This window comes from Dinghuibacter silviterrae, from assembly GCF_004366355.1.
Classification (GTDB): domain Bacteria; phylum Bacteroidota; class Bacteroidia; order Chitinophagales; family Chitinophagaceae; genus Dinghuibacter; species Dinghuibacter silviterrae.
On sequence record NZ_SODV01000001.1, the window covers coordinates 1,604,466 to 1,621,763 of the forward strand.

Here is a 17,298-nt window from a genome sequence, read left to right on the forward strand (position 1 = left end):
TTACTTTTATGCTGGCGCAACTGCACATCCAGAATTACGCGATCATCGACGAGCTGGAGATCGGCTTTGGAAAAAACCTCAACATCATCACCGGTGAAACCGGTGCGGGAAAGTCTATCCTCATGGGGGCCCTGGCCCTTATCCTGGGAGGGCGGGCGGACTCGGCGGTGTTGGTGGAAAAAGATAAAAAGTGCGTCATTGAGGGCACGTTTGCGACGAAGACACCGGCGGTGGTGAAATTCCTGGAAGAAAACGACCTGGACCAGCAGGAACAATTGCTTATCCGCCGCGAAATAACGGCCGCGGGTAAGTCCAGGGCCTTTATCAACGACACGCCCGCCACGCTTGGCCAGTTGCAGGAACTGGCGGGTCTTTTGGTGGACCTTCACCAACAGTTCGACACGCTGGAATTGGGCAAGGCGGACTTCCAGCGGGAAGTGATCGACGCCCTTGCCCAGACGGGGCCGGTGCTTCAACAATACCAAACCGAATACCGGCAGGCCCAGGCCGCCGCGCAGAAGGTGCAGGCCCTCAAGGCGCAGGCCGAATCCCTGGCCAAAGAGGGAGACTATAACCGTTTCCTGCTCGACGAATTGTCCGAAGCGGCTTTCCGGGAGCAGGAGATAGAAGACATGGAAGCGGAGCTGAAGGTCCTGGAGAATTCGGAAGGCATCAAAGGCGCGTTGGCCAATGCCAGCGTGGCGCTCTCCGAAGGCGAACAGCCCATGGTCCAGCAGCTCAAAAGCCTGTTGCACCAGCTCCAAGGATATACGGGGATGCTCCATGGTTTGCCCTCCCTCGTGGAACGCCTGAACAGCGTGCAGATCGAATTGCAGGACATCGCGGGCGAGCTGGAGGGGCTGCACGAGCAGGTCAATTACGATCCCGAGCGGGCTTCCGCACTCCAGGAGCGGTTATCTATGGGATACCGGCTCTTGAAAAAACACGGGGTCCGCGATACGGGCGCGCTGTTAAAACTCCAGGCGGATATTGCCGCAAAGCTGGACAACGTCCTCCACCTCGATGAACAGATTGCCGGTCTGGAGCGGCTCCGGGAGCAGCACCAGCAAAAGGCGCAGGCCCTGGCGACGCAGCTTTCGGAAAAGCGGCGGGCGGTACTGCCGGGTTTCGAAAAAAATGTCAACGCCATCCTCGTACGGGTAGGTATGCCCAATGCCCGTCTCCAGGCCCAGGTCAAAGAAGGCCCCCTCGGACCGGCAGGGCAGGACTATATCGAATTTCTTTTTGACGCCAACAAAAGCAACCGCTTCGAGCCCATCCGCAAGGTGGCCAGCGGGGGCGAGCTGAGCCGGCTCATGCTGGCCATCAAGTCCCAGGTGGCCGGGAGCATGCAAATGCCCACCCTTATTTTCGACGAGATCGATACCGGGATCAGCGGGGAAGCCGCCCGCCAGGTGGGGATCATCATGAAAGAGCTGGGGACGGGACACCAGGTCATCTGTATCACCCACCAGCCCCAGATCGCCGCCAAGGCCGACGCACACTATTTCGTCTATAAGCTCGAAGAGGACGGGCGGCTCCGCACACGGATCCGGCAGCTCAAGGACAAGGAACGGGTCGAGGCCATCGCCCGGATGCTCAGCGGGGAGCAATTCAGCGACGGGACGCTCAAAGTCGCCCGTGAAATGATCTTGAATTGAACGGGATGATTATCTTTGGACCCGCGGCGCCTCAGCGGCGCCCGGCAAATAAAACCTATTATGGCATACAATCTACTAAAGGGTAAGAAAGGGATCATCTTCGGTGCCCTGGATGAAAAGTCGATGGCATGGAAAGCAGCGCTCCGTTGTTATGAAGAAGGGGCGCAGATCGTCCTGACCAACGCCCCGGTGGCCATGCGCATGGGGGAAATCAAAAAGCTTGCAGAGGCTTGCGGGAATGCCCCCGTCATCGGTGCGGACGTGACCAGCCAGGAAGACATCGACAAGCTCTTTACCCAAAGCCTCGAACACTTTGGGGGTCCTATCGATTTTATCCTCCATTCCGTGGGGATGAGCGTCAATATGCGCAAAGGGAATCCGTACACCGATCTCAACTACGCCTTTACGGAAAAGACGTACGACATTTCCGCGCTATCCCTGCACCGGGTACTCCAAACGGCCTACAAGATGGACGCCATCGCCGACTGGGGCAGCGTCGTGGCCCTCACCTATATCGCCGCACAGCGGGTGTTCCCCGACTACAGCGAGATGGCCGACGCCAAGTCCCTCCTGGAAAGCATCGCCCGGAGCTTTGGCTACCACTACGCCAAAAAACGCAAGGTCCGCATCAATACCGTATCCCAATCGCCCACGCGTACGACCGCCGGGAGCGGGGTCAAAGGTTTTGACGGCTTTATTACCTACGCCGAGAAAATGAGCCCGCTGGGGAACGCTACCGCCGACGACTGTGCGAACTACGTGGTGTCTCTGTTCAGCGACCTGACGCGCATGGTCACCATGCAGAATCTTTTCCACGACGGAGGATTCTCCTTTACCGGTGTCAGCGCAGAGGTGATCGAGCAGATGGAAAAATAGTTTTTTCTAAATAACAAAGCCGTCCCGCGTGGTACACCACCGGGACGGCTTCCTGCGTATCAAAAAGGGCCTAGTACTCGTCTTCGTTGAAAAAGAAGTCCTCCTGGCTGGGATAGTCGGGCCAAATATCTTCTACGCCTTCATAGATCTCCCCTTCATCGTCCAATTCCTGCAGGTTCTCCACCACCTCGATGGGGGCGCCGCTACGAATGGCGTAATCGATCAGCTCGTCTTTTGTTGCCGGCCAAGGTGCGTCTTCCAGATAGGATGCTAATTCTAATGTCCAGAACATGGGATTTCGCCTTTTTAATTTTTTCGCAAATGTAAAGTTTAAAGTGAGATTTGCAACACCCTCCCCCGAAGGACAGCAAATATTGTACATTTTTTTACTATTTATCCCCACTTTAGGTCGAGATTATAGCATAGGTTTGCCGAAAAGCTGCCTTTTTTCATGCTACGTGCGCGGAGTATCACAAAGAGTTTTGGGAATCTGACGGTCTTGAAGGGTGTCGACCTGGAGGTAAAAACGGCAGAGATAGTCAGTATCGTGGGCTCGTCCGGGGCAGGAAAAAGTACTTTGCTCCATATCCTCGGCACCCTCGACCGCCCCGACGGAGGGGAAATCTTTTTTGGAACGACCCGGGTGGACCGGCTGCGGACAAAAGCGCTGGCCCATTTCCGGAACCGGCACATCGGCTTTGTTTTCCAGTTCCACCACCTGTTACCCGAATTTTCCGCTTTGGAAAACGTGTGCATCCCCGGCTGGCTGGCCGGTAAGCGTAAAAAAGAGGTCGAAGGCCGGGCGCTGGAGCTCCTCGGCACCCTGGGTCTCTCGGACCGCACCGACAGCAAGCCACATACCCTGTCCGGGGGCGAACAACAACGCGTCGCCGTGGCCCGTGCCCTCATCAACCAACCCGCCGTTGTTTTCGCGGATGAACCGACGGGGAACCTGGATTCCGTCCATGCCCGTGAGCTACACGCGCTGTTTTTGCAACTCCGCGACCAGTTCAGGCAAACGTTCGTTATCGTGACCCATAACGAGGAGCTCGCCCAGATGAGCGACCGCATTGTGCACATGAAGGATGGGGTGGTGCTTAGCTAAACCCTGGGTTTCCACGGCACCTCGGGGATGCCCCATTTTTCGGCCGTAAAACGGGCCAATACGAAAAGATAATCGCTCAGACGGTTCAGGTATTGCAGGACCAGGGGATCGACCTCCTCCAGGGCTACTACGCGCCTTTCTGCGCGTCTGCAGACACAGCGCGCAATATGCAGGGAGGAAATTGCCGGATGACCACCAGGGAGAATAAATGCCTTCATCGGCGGGATTTGGTCGTTCATGTCGTCCATGGCCTGCTCCAGCAATTGCACGTCGGCTTCCTTTAAATCGGGGATTTTTAGCTTGGGTTCTTTTTCGGGGTCGCAGGCCAGGGAGGAGCCGATCGTGAAGAGGCGGTCCTGGATCTCGCGCAGTAGGGCGGAGGCGCTATCGGCTTCGGGCGCCGCGGCCAGAAGGTCGCCCACGAGCCCGATATGGGAATTCAACTCGTCGACAGTCCCGTAGGCCTCGATACGGTCGTGGCTCTTGGGGACCTTTGTCCCCCCGATCAGGCTGGTCTTGCCTTTGTCGCCGGTTTTCGTGTAGATTTTGGTCGCCATAAGCGTTGCAAATTTCGGGGGAGGCGCAGGGGCTCAGCCCAGCACCTTTTCCACCCGCGTCACGCGGTCATTCTCGATAACCCCGTCCCGGAGCCGCACGATCCGGTGCGCAAAACCCGCGATGTCCTCTTCGTGGGTCACCAGCACGACTGTATTGCCCTGGGAATGGATGCGCGTAAAGATCTCCATGATTTCCACGGAGGTCTTGGTATCCAGGTTGCCGGTGGGTTCGTCGGCAAGGATCATGGCCGGGTCGTTGATAAGGGCCCGGGCGATGGCCACGCGCTGGCACTGCCCCCCGGACAATTCATTGGGTTTATGATGGCTGCGGTCGGCCAGACCGACGCGCTCCAGCATGGTCATGGCCCTTTCGTTCCGTTCTTTCCGGGAGACCCCCGCGTACACCAGGGGAAGGGCCACGTTTTCCGCGGCCGTACGCCCGGCCATGAGGTTGAACTGCTGGAAGACAAAGCCGATCTCACGGTTGCGGACGTTCGCCAGGTCGTCGTCGGGCATCTGGCTCACGTCGTGCCCGTTGAGCACGTATTTGCCGGACGTCGGGCTATCCAGGCAGCCCAGGATGTTCATGAGCGTACTTTTGCCCGAGCCCGAGGGCCCCATGAGGGCCACGTATTCATTTTTTTGGATGTCCAGGTCGATCCCCTTCAAAACGGGCAGCTCTTGCTTACCGAGGTAATAGCTTTTGCTCAAGGATTGCAGGTGGATGATGGGGGGCATGGCTATTTTTTAATGACTTTCGGGACCAGGAAAAACCGGTCGCTGTGGCGGGCGGCGTTTTTCAGCGCCTCCTCCCTGGGAACGGACCCTTTGACCTCGTCCTCCCGCAGGTTGTTGATCACGTCACTCATGTGCAGCAGAGGGGGAACCCCGGTGGTATCCAGCTCCTGTAGTTTTTCCACAAAGCGGATCATCCGTTCCAGGTCCTTTTTCATGGAAGTTTTTTCCGTTTCCGGGAAATCCAACCGTGCCAGGTGGGCGATCTTATCTACCAATGCGTCCGTTACGTCCATAAAGTAAAAATAGGCTTTTCTACAGTATCTTCGCCGCCTATGTCAAACGGGGCAACATCCTCCAAACGGGAGATCGTCGTCAGCGGAATCCGCAGCACGGGCGTCTTGCACTTGGGGAACTATTTCGGCGCGATGCGCAACTACGTCCGCATGCAGGAAGACTATGACTGTTACTTTTTTATCGCAGACTGGCACTCCCTGACCACCCACCCGGATACCAAAGGATTGTCGGGGAGCGTACACCGGGTACTGGCGGAATACATCGCCTGCGGCCTCGACCCGGCCAAGGTGACGTTGTATGTACAAAGCGACATCCCGGAAATCGCCGAGTTGTACCTCCTGCTGAATATGCTGGCCTACAAAGGAGAGCTGGAGAAAACGGCCTCGTTCAAGGACAAGGTGCGCCAGCAGCCGGAGAACGTCAACGCGGGGCTGCTGACCTACCCGGTCCTGATGACGTCGGACATCCTGGTCCACCGCGCGGTAAAGGTCCCGGTGGGCAAGGACCAGGAACAACACCTGGAAATGGCCCGGAACTTCGGCCAGCGCTTTAACCACCGCTACGGCCAGGAGGTTTTTCCCGAGCCTTACGCCTTTAATTTCGGCCACGAGCTGCTCAAAGTCCCCAGCCTTGACGGCGCCGGAAAGATGAGCAAAAGCGAAAACCAGATGGCCACCCTTTACCTCAACGACGACGACGACCTGATCCGTAAGAAAGTGATGAAGGCCAAAACGGACGCGGGACCCACGGCACCGAATACCCCCATGCCCGACTATATCGAAAACCTGTTTTTGCTGATGCGTCTTGTATCAGATGACAGCACCATTCTGCACTATACGGCTGCTTATAACGACGCGGCCATCCGGTACGGGGATATGAAAAAGGCCCTGGCCGAAGACATGATCCGGTTTATCGCCCCTATCCGCGAATCGGCACGGGAATTGGAAAAGGACAAGGGCTATCTCCACAAGGTCATGCGCGAAGGCGCTGAAAAGGCCAGGATCAGTGCCGCGGCGACCCTTCAACTGGTCCGCCATGCCATGGGGATGGATTACCGCTTTTTATCTTAACTTACCTAGTCATTGTTCACCTGTATGGCGAAGCCCAAGAAGCCCAAACACATCGCGGTCGCCGGAAATATCGGCGCCGGAAAGACGACCCTCACCGAAATGCTGAGCAAGCACTACCGGTGGATTCCACAGTTCGAAGACGTAGACCATAATCCCTATCTATACGACTTCTACGAAGACATGCCCCGCTGGAGCTTTAACCTCCAGATCTACTTCCTGAACGGGCGGCTCAACCAGCTCCTCGACATCCAGCGCGGGTCCGAGACCGTGATCCAGGACCGGACCATCTACGAAGACGCCTACATCTTTGCCCCCAACCTCCACGAGATGGGGCTCATGGATCAGCGCGACTTCCAGAACTATTGTACCTTTTTCGAGACCCTCAAAAGCATGGTCAACCCCCCGGACCTCCTGATCTACCTCAAGGGCTCCGTTCCGACGCTGGTCGCCCAGATCCAGAAACGCGGCCGCGAATACGAGGAGAACATCCGGCTCGACTACCTCAAACGCCTCAACGAATACTACAACAAGTGGATCGATTCCTATAAGGAAGGACCCCTGCTCGTCGTCAACATCGATGAGAATAAGTTCCCCGAGAATGAGGAGCACCTCGGGGATATTATCAATAAGATTGACGGGATGCTGTTCGGGCTGTTCTAAAGCCGCGGCCCGCCGCATTTATCGGCGCGCCTCGCGCCCCTACAACTGCGGCCCCGCCGCCTTGATCTCCGCGCTCACGCCGTCCGCATACTTGGCAAAGTTCGCCACGAACAACGCCGCCAGCTTCACAGCCTGCTCGTCGTAGGCCGACCTGTTCATCCACGTATCCCGCGGATTCAGCAATGCATTCGGCACCCCCGGACATTTTTGCGGCACGTCCATTCCAAAAAGCGGGTGCGTCCGGTAAGGAACGCCATCAAGCGCCCCACCGAGCGCGGCCTTCACCATCGCCCGCGTAAAGTGGAGCGGCATCCGCTCGCCGACCCCGTAGGGTCCGCCGGTCCAGCCCGTGTTGATCAACCAGACCTTGGCCCCGCTGGTGCGGATCCGTTCGCCCAGCATCGACGCGTAGCGGGCCGGGTGAAGCGGGAGGAAGGGCGCGCCGAAACAGGCGCTAAACGTGGTTTTCGGCTCGGTGACGCCGGTTTCCGTTCCCGCGACCTTGGCGGTATATCCGCTGATGAACTGGTACATCGCCTGCGCGGGAGAAAGCCGGGACACCGGGGGGATGACCCCAAAGGCGTCGCAGGTAAGGAAAAATATGTGGCGCGGCGAACCGGCCATGCCTTTTTCCTGCAGGTGTTCGATATAGTGTAGGGGATAGGAGACCCGTGTATTCTCGGTGATGGACCGGTCGGCAAAATTGATCTCGTCCGTGCCGGGAAAGCACACCGTGTTCTCCACCAAAGCACCGTCCCTGATGGCGTGGAAGATTTCCGGTTCCTTTTTTTCGCTTAGGTCGATGCACTTCGCATAGCAACCGCCCTCGAAATTAAAGACACCGGTATCGGTCCAACCGTGTTCGTCGTCTCCGATCAACCGTCGCGCGGGGTCGGTACTGAGGGTGGTCTTTCCGGTTCCGCTCAGGCCGAAGAAAATGGCCGTATCCCCGTCTTCACCGACATTGGCGCTACAGTGCATGGAGAGGACGCCCTGTCCACCCGGCATGAGGTAGTTCAGGATGGAAAACACGCCTTTTTTGATCTCCCCGGTATAAGCGGTCCCCCCGATCAGGATGGTGCGCCGGGTGAAGCTGATAAGGGCGAAGTTCCCCTGCCGCGTTCCATCGGTGGCGGGGTCGGCGGTAAAGCCCGGGGCCTGCAGGATCGTCCAGTCCGGTTTGAAGGTATCCAGGGTTTCCTCGTCAGGCCGGCCGAACATATTGTAGCAAAAGAGGTTGGCGGCGGGTTGTTCGTTCACCGCGCGGATGTTCAGGCGGTAGCGGGGGTCTGCACATACGTAGCCGTCGCGTACCCATACCTCCCTTTCATCCAGGTAGGTCATCATCTTGCGATAGAGCTGGTCAAAGGAGGCTTCCGGAATCGGCTGGTTGAAGTCGTTCCAGTGGACCGTGTCGGCCGTGAGGGCGTCCCGGACGATGAATTTATCTTTAGGAGACCGGCCGGTAAAGGTACCCGTATTGATCAGGAGTGCACCGTTTTGGCTAAGCCGGCCCTCCCCCCTCCTCAGGGTCTCTTCCACAAGTTCATCGGGCGGCAGTTGGTAATGTACACGTTCAGGGTGGTGAAAACCCATTTGGCGAATCTTGGCAGGATCGACTGTCAGCATGGAAAATGACATAAACGGACACACATTTTGGGGTGAACGACAAAACTAGGGATTTAAAATTCTCTAAAAGAATGCCCTATTTTGGCCCTGATTTAGGATATTTCGAAAGCAAACGATTGTTTTTTTACGATTTTTAAAAAAACCTGAAGAATGTGAACAGTCGTTAGCATTCTTTCGGCTTTGTTGAACGAATGCGAAATCTTTACTTTTGGCAACGCTATGAAGTACTTACCCTTGGATGCCCAACTTTTCCGCGACAACCGGAAACGCTTCGTCAAAGCCCTGAAGCCGGGGTCGATTGCTATTTTTGTCAGCAATGACGAATGGCCGTCCAACGGGGACGCGCTCCTGCCCTTTAAACAAAACAGCGACCTTTATTGGCTGACCGGGATTGTCCAGGAGGACACCATGCTGGTGCTTTTTCCGGACAACCCAGACCCGAAATACCGGGAGGTGCTCGTCCTGGTCCGCCCCAATGAACTGAAGGAAAAGTGGGACGGCAAACGCCTTCGCAAAGAAGAAGCCACGGCGATTTCCGGCGTGACGACCATCGTCTGGTTGGATGCGATCGACGCGTTGTTGCAGCAGTGGATCCATATCGCTGACCATATTTACCTGGACACCAACGAGAACGACCGCAAGTCGAGCCCCGTGGTCACCCGGGCCTACCGCTTCATCGAGACCATGAAGCAGCGCTACCCCCTTCATCATTACCAACGGTCCGCCAAAATCATCCGGGACCTCAGGGCGGTCAAAACCGCCCGGGAAGTGGAGGTCATCCAGAAAGCAATCGACATCACCGAACAGGCCTTCCGCCGTCTTTTAGGTTTTATACGCCCCGGCGTCATGGAATTTGAAATCGAAGCGGAGGTCCTGCACGAATTTTTGCGTTCCCGCGCTTCCGGTCCGGCATATAGTAGTATCATTGCTTCCGGCGACAGGGCCAGGACTCTCCACTATGTGTTCAACGACCAGGAGTGCAAGGACGGGGAACTGGTCCTGATGGATTTCGGAGCGGAGTACGGCGGGTATAACGCCGACCTCACCCGGACCGTCCCGGTCAACGGCAGGTTTACGCCCCGTCAAAAAGAGGTGTACAACGGCTGTCTGCACCTCCACCAGTTTTGCAAATCCATCCTGAAACCGGGCATCAGCCTCGCGGAATATACGGACCAGGTTGGGGAAGAGGCCACAAAAGTCTTTGTAAAACTGGGTCTCCTGACAAAGGCCGACGTCAAGAATGAAGACAAGGAGAACCGGGCCTACAGAAAATACCTATATCACGGCATATCTCATCACCTGGGTGTGGACGTTCATGACCTAGGCACAAAGACCGAGCCCCTGGAGGAAGGCATGCTGCTGACCGTGGAGCCGGGGATATATATAGAAGAAGAGCAGATGGGGGTGAGGATTGAAAACAATGTCTGGCTGACGAAGAAGGGGAATGTGGACCTGATGAAGAACATTCCCATCACCGTGGATGAGATCGAGGCGCTGATGAAACAACGTTTATGAAGCAAATTCCCAATATCGTAACCTTATTCAACCTCGCCTTTGGCTGCCTGGCCATCGTGTGTATCCTGCAACCCGGTGAAAACATTGGCTACCTGGACGACGGCAACATCCTGCACATCAACATGCCCGAGCGGATCGTCTGGGGTTCCGTGTTTATAGGCTGTGCGGCCCTCGTGGACTTCCTGGACGGTTTTGTGGCGCGTTTGCTAAAGGTAGATTCACCCATGGGCAAACAACTGGATTCTTTAGCCGACGTGGTCAGCTTTGGCGTGGCGCCGGGGATGATCCTGTACCAGCTCCTGCGGATGAGCTACCTTCGGGAGCCTTCCGCTTTCGACACCTCCACCTGGGCATTTTTGCCCGCGCTGTTGTTCCCCTGCTGCGCGGCCTACCGCCTGGCCAAGTTCAACATCGACACCCGCCAGGTCTATGGTTTTATCGGGGTGCCCACGCCCCCGTCCGCGTTGCTCGTGGCGTCCCTGCCGCTGGTTCTTTTTTATGACCAGTTCGGTCTGGCCGGCTGGGTGGTGAACCATTGGGTCCTGTATGCATTGATCATTGTCCTCAGCCTCCTGATGATATCGAACATCCCGGTGCTCAGCATCAAGTTCAAAACCTATTCGTTTAAAGACAACTGGCCCAAATGGCTGCTGGCCGTCCTGTCGGTGGTCAGCGCGGTCGTGCTGCATTGGGTGGCGGTGCCTTTCGTGTTTGCGGTGTACGTCGTCCTCTCGCTCGTCATCGGCCGCCGCCAAACCGCGGAAAACCCGTAGCTTTGTGCCCTTAAAAATTGGCAATGATCTACAACATACAAATCAAGGTAATGCCGCTGAAAGAGCTTCTGGACCCCCAGGGCAAGGCGGTGCTGGGCGGGTTGCAGAACCTGGGCGTGACGGCCATCCAGGACGTGCGCATCGGCAAACACATCACCTTGCAGCTCGAAGCCGCGTCGGAGAAGGACGCCCGCGACCTCGCGGAACAAGCCTGTAAAAAACTCCTGGCAAATCCAGTTATGGAGTTCTACGAGATCGAGCTGGTCAACTAACGACAAGTGCTGTATCTCGTCCCAACTCCCATCGGCAACCTCCAGGACATGACCTTTCGGGCAGTGGAGGTGCTCCGGCAGGCGGACCTGCTGCTGGCGGAAGACACGCGGACGTCCGCCCGGTTGTTGCAGCACTACCAGATCACCAAACCGGTGACCCCCTATCACCAACACAACGAGCACAAGGTCGTCCATCACCTGGTGGACCAGCTCAAAGCGGGGAAGACCATGGCGCTCCTCACCGACGCGGGCACGCCCGGGGTTTCCGATCCTGCCTTCCTGCTGGTGCGGGAATGCATACGGGCGGACATTCGCGTGGAGTGTCTTCCGGGCGCCACCGCCTTCGTTCCGGCGCTGGTCAACAGCGGTCTGCCGATGCACCGGTTTGCGTTCGAGGGGTTTCTTCCCCCCAAAAAGGGGCGGCATACGCTGCTGACAAAGCTGGCGGAAGAAGAACGGACGATCGTTTTTTACGAATCCCCCATGCGTCTTGTCAAGACCCTCGAAGAGCTTGCCACGTACTTCGGACCCGATCGCCCCTGCTCGGTGAGCCGGGAGCTGACCAAAATGTTCGAGGAGAACAAACGCGGGACCCTGGCGGAGGTGGCGGCGTACTTCGCCGAAAAAGGGGTGAAGGGCGAGATCGTCGTCGTCGTGGGCCCCAAGCCATAAGGCGCCTCCGGCAGGAGATACAATAATGTTAATTCGCGTTCGTTCATATCGGGTTGGCGCAACAATTGCGAGCTCCCATCTATCAATCAATGACCATGTATAAACTCATAGCCTTACTGCTCATCTGCCCGGCCTTCTTTCTGGGAAGCGCCCAGGCCCAGTTCAGGAAGATCCCCGGTGAAGTGACCGACGCCTTCCGCAAACAATACCCCAATGCGACCGGGGCGACCTGGAGCGACAAGATTTCCTACTTCCAGGCGGAGTTCAAACTCGACAGCGGCGCGTACCTGGCGCGTTACGACAAAACAGGCCAGTGGAAAGGGTCCGAGCGGACCATTACGGCCGACCAGCTCCCGCCGGCCGTCAAGGACGGTTATGACAAAAGCATTTATACCGACACGTGGCAGGTAAAGGAATACACCGTGCTGTACAAACCCGGGAATGTGATGGAATACCGGCTCCTGGTCCGCAAAAGCGGGATCCAGAAAAAATACCTTTATTTCAACGCCAGCGGGAAGATGCTGGAGGGGACGTCGACCCTGTAGGGGGCGCCGCTTACGGAAAATAGGGCCCACGAGGCCCTATTTTTCTTTATATTGGGCCGCATTATCCCTTAAACCTGCGTTCATGATCAAACAGGGTCTTTTAAGCTTGCTCCTCCTCGTGGGCTCTTTCTCTTTGGTACACGCCCAACCCGACCGTTGGCAACAGCACGTAAAGTATACCATGCACATCAACATGGATGTGACCACCAACCGTTTTACGGGCAGACAGATCCTGGAATACACGAACAACTCCCCGGACACCCTGACGCAGGTCTTTTATCACCTTTACTGGAACGCTTTTCAGCCGGGGAGCGAAATGGATGTGCGCAGCCGTGAGCTGGGCAAGACCGTGTTGGGGGAAGACCGCAAGGGGAACCCCATCCGCGATTGGGACAGCCGCGTCAGGGACCGGATCGAACACTTGAGCGACGATGAGATCGGGTATCAGAAGGTCCTCAGCCTTTCGATGAACGAACGGCCCCAGTCCTTCAAGGTCCAGGGGACGATCCTGGTGGTGACGCTGGACAAACCCATCCTTCCCCATGCGAAAGCGATCTTCACCATGTCCTTCGAAGCGCAGGTGCCCCTCCAGATCCGGCGCAGCGGCAGGGACAACGTCGACGGAGTACGCTACAGCATGAGCCAGTGGTATCCGAAGATGTGCGAGTATGATTACGAGGGATGGCACCCCACGCCGTATATCGCCCGTGAATTCTATGGCGTTTGGGGCGACTATGACGTGGACATCACCATCGACCGGCACTACATCCTCGGGGGGACCGGCTACCTGGTGAATGCCGCCCAGATCGGCTATGGATATGAGACCCCGGGAATAAAGGTCGTTCGTCCCGACGGCCCCAACCTGACCTGGAAGTTTACGGCCCCGAACGTGCACGACTTTATGTGGGCGGCCGACCCGGACTATGTCCACCTGGTCCGTCACGTATCCGGCGGGCGTACGATACACGTCCTGTACAAAAAGAATATCGACCTCCTCAAAAAAGCATTTGACAACCTCCCGGATTCCACGAAGGCCAAGTACTACCAGATGGACTCCCAGAAGTATATAGACGAGAACGACCGGCGCTGGACCCTGGTGGCCGACGCAGCGGTGGATGTATTGCCTTATATCGAAAAACGCTTTGGTCCGTATCCCTGGAAACAGTACTCCTTTATCCAGGGGGGTGACGGGGGGATGGAGTATCCCATGAGCACCCTGCTCGTCGGCCCGTCCCTGGGGGGCGCCTTCCACGAATGGATGCACAGTTGGTACCAGGGCATGCTGGGCACCAACGAAAGTATGTATCCATGGATGGACGAGGGTTTTACGACATACGCAGAAGGCGAAGTGACCGCCTGGTACCGGAAAGGGAAAGGGCAGGAAGAAAACATGAACCTGCCGGTCAACCAGTCGGCTTCGTACCGTTCTTATTTCCAATTGACCAAGTCGGGTATGGCCGAACCTTTGACCACCCACGCCGACCACTTCAATACCAACTACGGCTACAGCATTTCTTCCTATTCGAAGGGCGCCATGTTCCTTTGCCAGCTCGGGTACATCATCAGCGACTCGCTCCGGGACAGGACCTTGCATGAATACTACCGCCTCTGGCGTTTCAAACACCCGAATGCCAGCGATTTTATACGGGTAGCGGAAAACGTAAGCCATGTAAAGCTGGACTGGTATAAAGAGTACTGGATCTCCACGACCAAGACGATCGATTACGGGATCGACAGTCTTTGGGAGGAAAACGGGAAGACCAGTATCCGCCTCAAACGGGTGGGGCAGATGCCGATGCCCATAGACCTCCAGCTGACCTTCCAGGACGGCTCGACCGAATTGCTGTATGTGCCGGTCGACCTGATGTTTGGAAGCAAGCCCGCGGAAGCCGGCGAAGGTCCCCGGACCGTTTTCGATCCCTGGCCCTGGACCAATCCCACGTATATCGTCCAAAGCAACCACCACCTCAGGGATATCGTCCGGGCCGAAATCGATCCCACCCAGCGGATGGCGGATGTCGACCGGCGCAACAATGTCCTGGAACTAAAATGGCAATGATCCGATGAGCCGCCGGATTCCCTGGACGACCTGGCTGGTAGCCGCGATCCTGGGATTCCTGGTATTCATCCACCTGGCTTTGCTCGCGCCTGGTGTAGACGCCGGTCTGCACCTGTACGGGTCTTTTTTGCTGACAAAAGGGTTGCTGCCCTACACGCATCTTTGGAACAATAAACCCTTTCTGATCTACGTGATCGGCCTGGCGGGCTTTATCGTCCGGGGGAATCCCTTTCTGGGCGCTCGTTTCCTGGAGCTCGCCGTGCTGGGGCTGGACTGCTGGCTCCTGGCGGGCATCGTCCGTGCTTTTGGCCGTCCACGGCCCGCATGGTACATCTCGGTGTTTTTGGTGTTGTACCTGCTGAGCTGGGACCAGGGCTTTCTGACCGAGACCTTTGTGCTTCCGTTGACGCTCTGGTATGCGCGCGCCTTTGCGCGCAAAAGCGCGCGTACGGTTTGGATCGGCGGCGCCGCCCTCGTGCTCGCCTGTCTGCTCAAGCAAAACGGCGCGGTTATTATTGCGGGGATCGCATTTCTGGATATAATCACCGCCGATGCCCCCGACCGCAAGGCGCTGGGATACGTTGGTATCTTTCTCGCGGGGATGGCACTGACGGCGCTCTTGTTGTGGTCGCTGGGGATCGGGCGGGAGTTCCTGGACCAGGTGTTCATCTACAATTCGGAAAGCGCCGCGAGGCCAGGGCCGGGGCGCTGGTTGCGCGTCCAGCTTATGCAGAACAGCTTTCTTGCGTATCATGGCGTTTCGCTGCTGCTCGTGCTTAACGCGTGGATGGCGTGGATCGCGCTGCGGGCGCTCGCGCGCTGGGTCGCCGGCCGGGGCCGCGCGCAAGGCGGCCCGGACGAAAGCGGCGCCCGCCAATGGCCCGACCGCATGCAAACCGCCTGCGCGGCAATTTACCTCGCCGCCTATCCGCTGGTCTACCTTTCTGGAAAGACCTATGCCCATTACTTCCTTTTCCTCCTCCTGCCAACGACCTTGATCCTCGGCGACCTGGTGATAAAATACCGCCTCGCGCGGATGGCGATGCTCGCCGCACTGGCCTGGGCGGTCAACGCCAACATCGGTGCGATCCCGCAAAACAGGGCCGTAAGCAAAGACATGAACGGCATCGCCGAAAGGATAAAATCCACGACAAGCGACACGACCCCCATCGTCCTGGCCGGCTTCGGCAATCAATACCTCTACATCCTGTCCGACCGGCTGTGCTCTACCCGGTTCCTCGTGCCGCTGCAGGAGAATGCGGGATATTCAAAAGAGTACCGGAACACCCTCGACACCGAAATGCAAGGGCATCCACCCGCCTGCATCGTCCTTATAAAAAACAATTACCGGGGCCTGGACCCCGGTAATTACTACACAAAACTTATTACAGAACGATTGAACGACTATCGGTTGGACACGGAGAACGGTTCGTTTGCGCTCTTTTGTTCGAAGGTCCCGTTGGAATCCACGAGCAAGGTGCCTTGAACATATTTTTCGCCGTGCTGGGATTCGTCCAGACCCACGAGCTCTTCCTGGCGGGTGACACGCAGGGGCGACAGCACGTTGATGAGTTTGAAGATGAGGTAGGATACCGTAAAGCTGTAGCCGACGACGATACCCAGTCCTTTGAGCTGGGTGAGGAAAAGGGCGGTGTCTCCGTACCAAAGTCCGTTGGCGCCGGAGGGATTGAGCACCTTGCTGGCAAAAACACCCGTAAGGATCATCCCTACGATACCCCCCAGACCATGACAGGGGAATACGTCGAGGGTGTCGTCTACGCCCGTCTTTGACTTCGCATGAGCGGCGAGGTTAGAAATCAGCGCGGCGGTAAGACCGATGACCAGGCTTTGGGGAACGCCTACATAACCGGCGGCGGGGGTGATGGCTACGAGGCCGACGACGGCGCCGATACAAAAGCCGAGGGCGGACGGTTTTTTACCGCGAACGACGTCGAACAGCATCCAGGCCACACCGGCAGAGGCAGCCGCGGTATTGGTGGCGGCAAAGGCGCCTACGGCCAGGTCATTCGCCGCGAGGGCGGAACCGGCGTTAAAACCAAACCAGCCGAACCACAGGAGGCCTGTCCCCAGGACGACATAAGGAATGTTGGCGGGGTGCGTGACCTCGGAATTGCGCCGTTTCAAGGCGAGGGCACCCGCCAGGGCCGCACAACCGGCGGAAATGTGGACGACCGTACCACCGGCAAAGTCCAGCACACCCAGCTTATACAGGAAGCCGTCCGGATGCCAGGTCCAGTGGGCGATCGGGGCGTACACCAACAGGCTAAACAAGGCGATGAATAATATATAGGCGTTAAACCGGATCCGCTCGGCCACCGCACCGACCACCAGGGCCGGGGTAATGACGGCGAACTTCAACTGAAAAAGGGCAAACAAAAGCAAAGGAATGGTCGCACCACCCGTCCAGGGCGCGCTACTGTTCACACCGGAGAAAAACGGGTAGGTCAACGGGCTGCCGATAAAACCGCCCATGCTTTTGCCAAACGCCAGGCTAAAGCCGATCACGACCCAGATGACGGTGACGACACCGGTGGCGATAAAGCTTTTGATCATCGTGGACAGGACGTTGCGCCGGTTGACCATCCCTCCGTAAAAGAAGGCGAGACCCGGGGTCATCAGGAAAACCAGGGCAGTGGCCACGAGCACCCATGTGATGTCCGCTCCATTATAAACGGACCCGCCTTTGAAGTTGGCGAGGGTGGGGGTGAAGAGGCTGGCGAGACATACGACGACCAACACAGCAAAAGGAGCAATTCGTTTGAAAAGGGACATTTCCATAGCCGTAATCGAACAAGTTAGTATTAAATAAAATATATTATCGCAGTACAATTTTACAAAGAATTGCCGATTT

The 17,298-nt window shown here is 57.1% G+C and carries 18 protein-coding genes; 12 read left to right on the forward strand and 6 right to left on the reverse strand.

Annotated features, from left to right (window positions below):
- The first annotated feature begins 8 nt into the window (after positions 1–8).
- Positions 9–1,661 carry a DNA repair protein RecN gene (recN, locus tag EDB95_RS07110; protein WP_133992052.1) on the forward strand — a complete coding sequence of 551 codons (1,653 nt, stop codon included), beginning with the start codon at positions 9–11 and terminating at the stop codon, positions 1,659–1,661.
- Positions 1,662–1,721: 60 nt separating this feature from the next.
- Positions 1,722–2,537: an enoyl-ACP reductase FabI gene (locus EDB95_RS07115; protein ID WP_133992055.1), complete on the forward strand. Its 816-nt coding sequence runs from the start codon at positions 1,722–1,724 to the stop codon at positions 2,535–2,537.
- A 70-nt stretch (positions 2,538–2,607) separates the two neighbouring features.
- On the opposite strand, the gene EDB95_RS07120 is transcribed toward EDB95_RS07115, so the two are convergent.
- Positions 2,608–2,829: a DUF2795 domain-containing protein gene (locus tag EDB95_RS07120; protein ID WP_133992056.1), complete on the reverse strand. Its 222-nt coding sequence runs from the start codon at positions 2,827–2,829 to the stop codon at positions 2,608–2,610.
- A gap of 207 nt (positions 2,830–3,036) precedes the next feature.
- On the opposite strand from EDB95_RS07120, the gene EDB95_RS07125 reads away from it, so the two are divergent.
- Entirely contained in the window at positions 3,037–3,642 is a 606-nt protein-coding gene (locus tag EDB95_RS07125) for an ABC transporter ATP-binding protein (RefSeq protein WP_246073554.1), read from the forward strand.
- Here the strand turns inward: EDB95_RS07125 and EDB95_RS07130 are convergent.
- From EDB95_RS07130 to gatC, 3 genes are read right to left on the reverse strand one after another with little or no spacing between them, the layout of a single operon-like run.
- The gene (locus EDB95_RS07130; RefSeq protein WP_133992061.1) at positions 3,639–4,199 is read right to left on the reverse strand and encodes a cob(I)yrinic acid a,c-diamide adenosyltransferase; all 561 of its coding nucleotides are present in this window, start codon (positions 4,197–4,199) and stop codon (positions 3,639–3,641) included. The genes EDB95_RS07125 and EDB95_RS07130 overlap by 4 nt on opposite strands.
- Before the next feature lie 33 nt (positions 4,200–4,232).
- Positions 4,233–4,937 (reverse strand): ABC transporter ATP-binding protein, encoded by a 705-nt coding sequence (locus EDB95_RS07135; RefSeq protein ID WP_133992064.1) that lies wholly within the window; start codon positions 4,935–4,937, stop codon positions 4,233–4,235.
- Between the two features lie 2 nt (positions 4,938–4,939).
- Positions 4,940–5,230 carry an Asp-tRNA(Asn)/Glu-tRNA(Gln) amidotransferase subunit GatC gene (gatC, locus tag EDB95_RS07140; protein ID WP_133992067.1) on the reverse strand — a complete coding sequence of 97 codons (291 nt, stop codon included), beginning with the start codon at positions 5,228–5,230 and terminating at the stop codon, positions 4,940–4,942.
- A 39-nt stretch (positions 5,231–5,269) separates the two neighbouring features.
- Between gatC and trpS the strand changes: the two genes are divergently transcribed.
- Together trpS and EDB95_RS07150 are read left to right on the forward strand one after the other, a co-directional pair.
- Positions 5,270–6,301 (forward strand): tryptophan--tRNA ligase, encoded by a 1,032-nt coding sequence (gene trpS / locus EDB95_RS07145; RefSeq protein WP_133992070.1) that lies wholly within the window; start codon positions 5,270–5,272, stop codon positions 6,299–6,301.
- A 24-nt stretch (positions 6,302–6,325) separates the two neighbouring features.
- Positions 6,326–6,961 carry a deoxynucleoside kinase gene (locus tag EDB95_RS07150; RefSeq protein WP_133992073.1) on the forward strand — a complete coding sequence of 212 codons (636 nt, stop codon included), beginning with the start codon at positions 6,326–6,328 and terminating at the stop codon, positions 6,959–6,961.
- 39 nt (positions 6,962–7,000) lie between these two features.
- Here EDB95_RS07150 and pckA read toward each other — a convergent pair whose 3' ends face one another.
- Positions 7,001–8,602 (reverse strand): phosphoenolpyruvate carboxykinase (ATP), encoded by a 1,602-nt coding sequence (gene pckA / locus EDB95_RS07155; protein WP_211352057.1) that lies wholly within the window; start codon positions 8,600–8,602, stop codon positions 7,001–7,003.
- A 207-nt stretch (positions 8,603–8,809) separates the two neighbouring features.
- Between pckA and EDB95_RS07160 the strand changes: the two genes are divergently transcribed.
- The 7 genes from EDB95_RS07160 (at position 8,810) to EDB95_RS07190 (ending at position 15,912) form a co-directional block, all read left to right on the forward strand.
- Positions 8,810–10,105, forward strand: coding sequence for an aminopeptidase P family protein (locus tag EDB95_RS07160; RefSeq protein ID WP_133992076.1), 1,296 nt, complete (start codon positions 8,810–8,812; stop codon positions 10,103–10,105).
- Positions 10,102–10,878: a CDP-diacylglycerol--serine O-phosphatidyltransferase gene (pssA, locus tag EDB95_RS07165; RefSeq protein ID WP_133992079.1), complete on the forward strand. Its 777-nt coding sequence runs from the start codon at positions 10,102–10,104 to the stop codon at positions 10,876–10,878. The genes EDB95_RS07160 and pssA overlap by 4 nt, the downstream gene beginning before the upstream one ends.
- Positions 10,879–10,901: 23 nt before the next feature.
- Positions 10,902–11,150 (forward strand): phosphoribosylformylglycinamidine synthase subunit PurS, encoded by a 249-nt coding sequence (gene purS / locus EDB95_RS07170; protein WP_133992081.1) that lies wholly within the window; start codon positions 10,902–10,904, stop codon positions 11,148–11,150.
- Between the two features lie 6 nt (positions 11,151–11,156).
- Positions 11,157–11,822 carry a 16S rRNA (cytidine(1402)-2'-O)-methyltransferase gene (gene rsmI, locus EDB95_RS07175; protein WP_133992084.1) on the forward strand — a complete coding sequence of 222 codons (666 nt, stop codon included), beginning with the start codon at positions 11,157–11,159 and terminating at the stop codon, positions 11,820–11,822.
- A gap of 95 nt (positions 11,823–11,917) precedes the next feature.
- Positions 11,918–12,367, forward strand: a complete 450-nt coding sequence (locus EDB95_RS07180) for a PepSY-like domain-containing protein (RefSeq protein ID WP_162852505.1) — start codon at positions 11,918–11,920, stop codon at positions 12,365–12,367.
- An 82-nt stretch (positions 12,368–12,449) separates the two neighbouring features.
- A complete protein-coding gene (locus EDB95_RS07185; RefSeq protein WP_133992089.1) occupies positions 12,450–14,426 on the forward strand; it encodes a M1 family metallopeptidase in 1,977 nt (658 codons plus the stop codon).
- Positions 14,427–14,430: 4 nt separating this feature from the next.
- On the forward strand, positions 14,431–15,912 hold the full coding sequence (locus EDB95_RS07190; RefSeq protein ID WP_133992092.1) for an ArnT family glycosyltransferase: 1,482 nt from the start codon (positions 14,431–14,433) through the stop codon (positions 15,910–15,912).
- On the opposite strand, the gene EDB95_RS07195 is transcribed toward EDB95_RS07190, so the two are convergent.
- Positions 15,831–17,225 (reverse strand): ammonium transporter, encoded by a 1,395-nt coding sequence (locus EDB95_RS07195; protein WP_133992095.1) that lies wholly within the window; start codon positions 17,223–17,225, stop codon positions 15,831–15,833. The genes EDB95_RS07190 and EDB95_RS07195 overlap by 82 nt on opposite strands.
- Positions 17,226–17,298 lie beyond the last annotated feature (73 nt).

What these genes read in the sequence shown, in the direction of transcription:
- recN (WP_133992052.1), top strand. Translation starts at nt 9, where the DNA reads ATGCTGGCGCAACTGCACATCCAGAATTACGCGATCATCGACGAGCTG.
- EDB95_RS07115 (WP_133992055.1), top strand. Translation starts at nt 1,722, where the DNA reads ATGGCATACAATCTACTAAAGGGTAAGAAAGGGATCATCTTCGGTGCC.
- EDB95_RS07120 (WP_133992056.1), bottom strand. Translation starts at nt 2,829, where the DNA reads ATGTTCTGGACATTAGAATTAGCATCCTATCTGGAAGACGCACCTTGG.
- EDB95_RS07130 (WP_133992061.1), bottom strand. Translation starts at nt 4,199, where the DNA reads ATGGCGACCAAAATCTACACGAAAACCGGCGACAAAGGCAAGACCAGC.
- EDB95_RS07135 (WP_133992064.1), bottom strand. Translation starts at nt 4,937, where the DNA reads ATGCCCCCCATCATCCACCTGCAATCCTTGAGCAAAAGCTATTACCTC.
- gatC (WP_133992067.1), bottom strand. Translation starts at nt 5,230, where the DNA reads ATGGACGTAACGGACGCATTGGTAGATAAGATCGCCCACCTGGCACGG.
- trpS (WP_133992070.1), top strand. Translation starts at nt 5,270, where the DNA reads ATGTCAAACGGGGCAACATCCTCCAAACGGGAGATCGTCGTCAGCGGA.
- EDB95_RS07150 (WP_133992073.1), top strand. Translation starts at nt 6,326, where the DNA reads ATGGCGAAGCCCAAGAAGCCCAAACACATCGCGGTCGCCGGAAATATC.
- pckA (WP_211352057.1), bottom strand. Translation starts at nt 8,602, where the DNA reads ATGTCATTTTCCATGCTGACAGTCGATCCTGCCAAGATTCGCCAAATG.
- EDB95_RS07160 (WP_133992076.1), top strand. Translation starts at nt 8,810, where the DNA reads ATGAAGTACTTACCCTTGGATGCCCAACTTTTCCGCGACAACCGGAAA.
- pssA (WP_133992079.1), top strand. Translation starts at nt 10,102, where the DNA reads ATGAAGCAAATTCCCAATATCGTAACCTTATTCAACCTCGCCTTTGGC.
- purS (WP_133992081.1), top strand. Translation starts at nt 10,902, where the DNA reads ATGATCTACAACATACAAATCAAGGTAATGCCGCTGAAAGAGCTTCTG.
- EDB95_RS07180 (WP_162852505.1), top strand. Translation starts at nt 11,918, where the DNA reads ATGTATAAACTCATAGCCTTACTGCTCATCTGCCCGGCCTTCTTTCTG.
- EDB95_RS07185 (WP_133992089.1), top strand. Translation starts at nt 12,450, where the DNA reads ATGATCAAACAGGGTCTTTTAAGCTTGCTCCTCCTCGTGGGCTCTTTC.
- EDB95_RS07190 (WP_133992092.1), top strand. Translation starts at nt 14,431, where the DNA reads ATGAGCCGCCGGATTCCCTGGACGACCTGGCTGGTAGCCGCGATCCTG.
- EDB95_RS07195 (WP_133992095.1), bottom strand. Translation starts at nt 17,225, where the DNA reads ATGGAAATGTCCCTTTTCAAACGAATTGCTCCTTTTGCTGTGTTGGTC.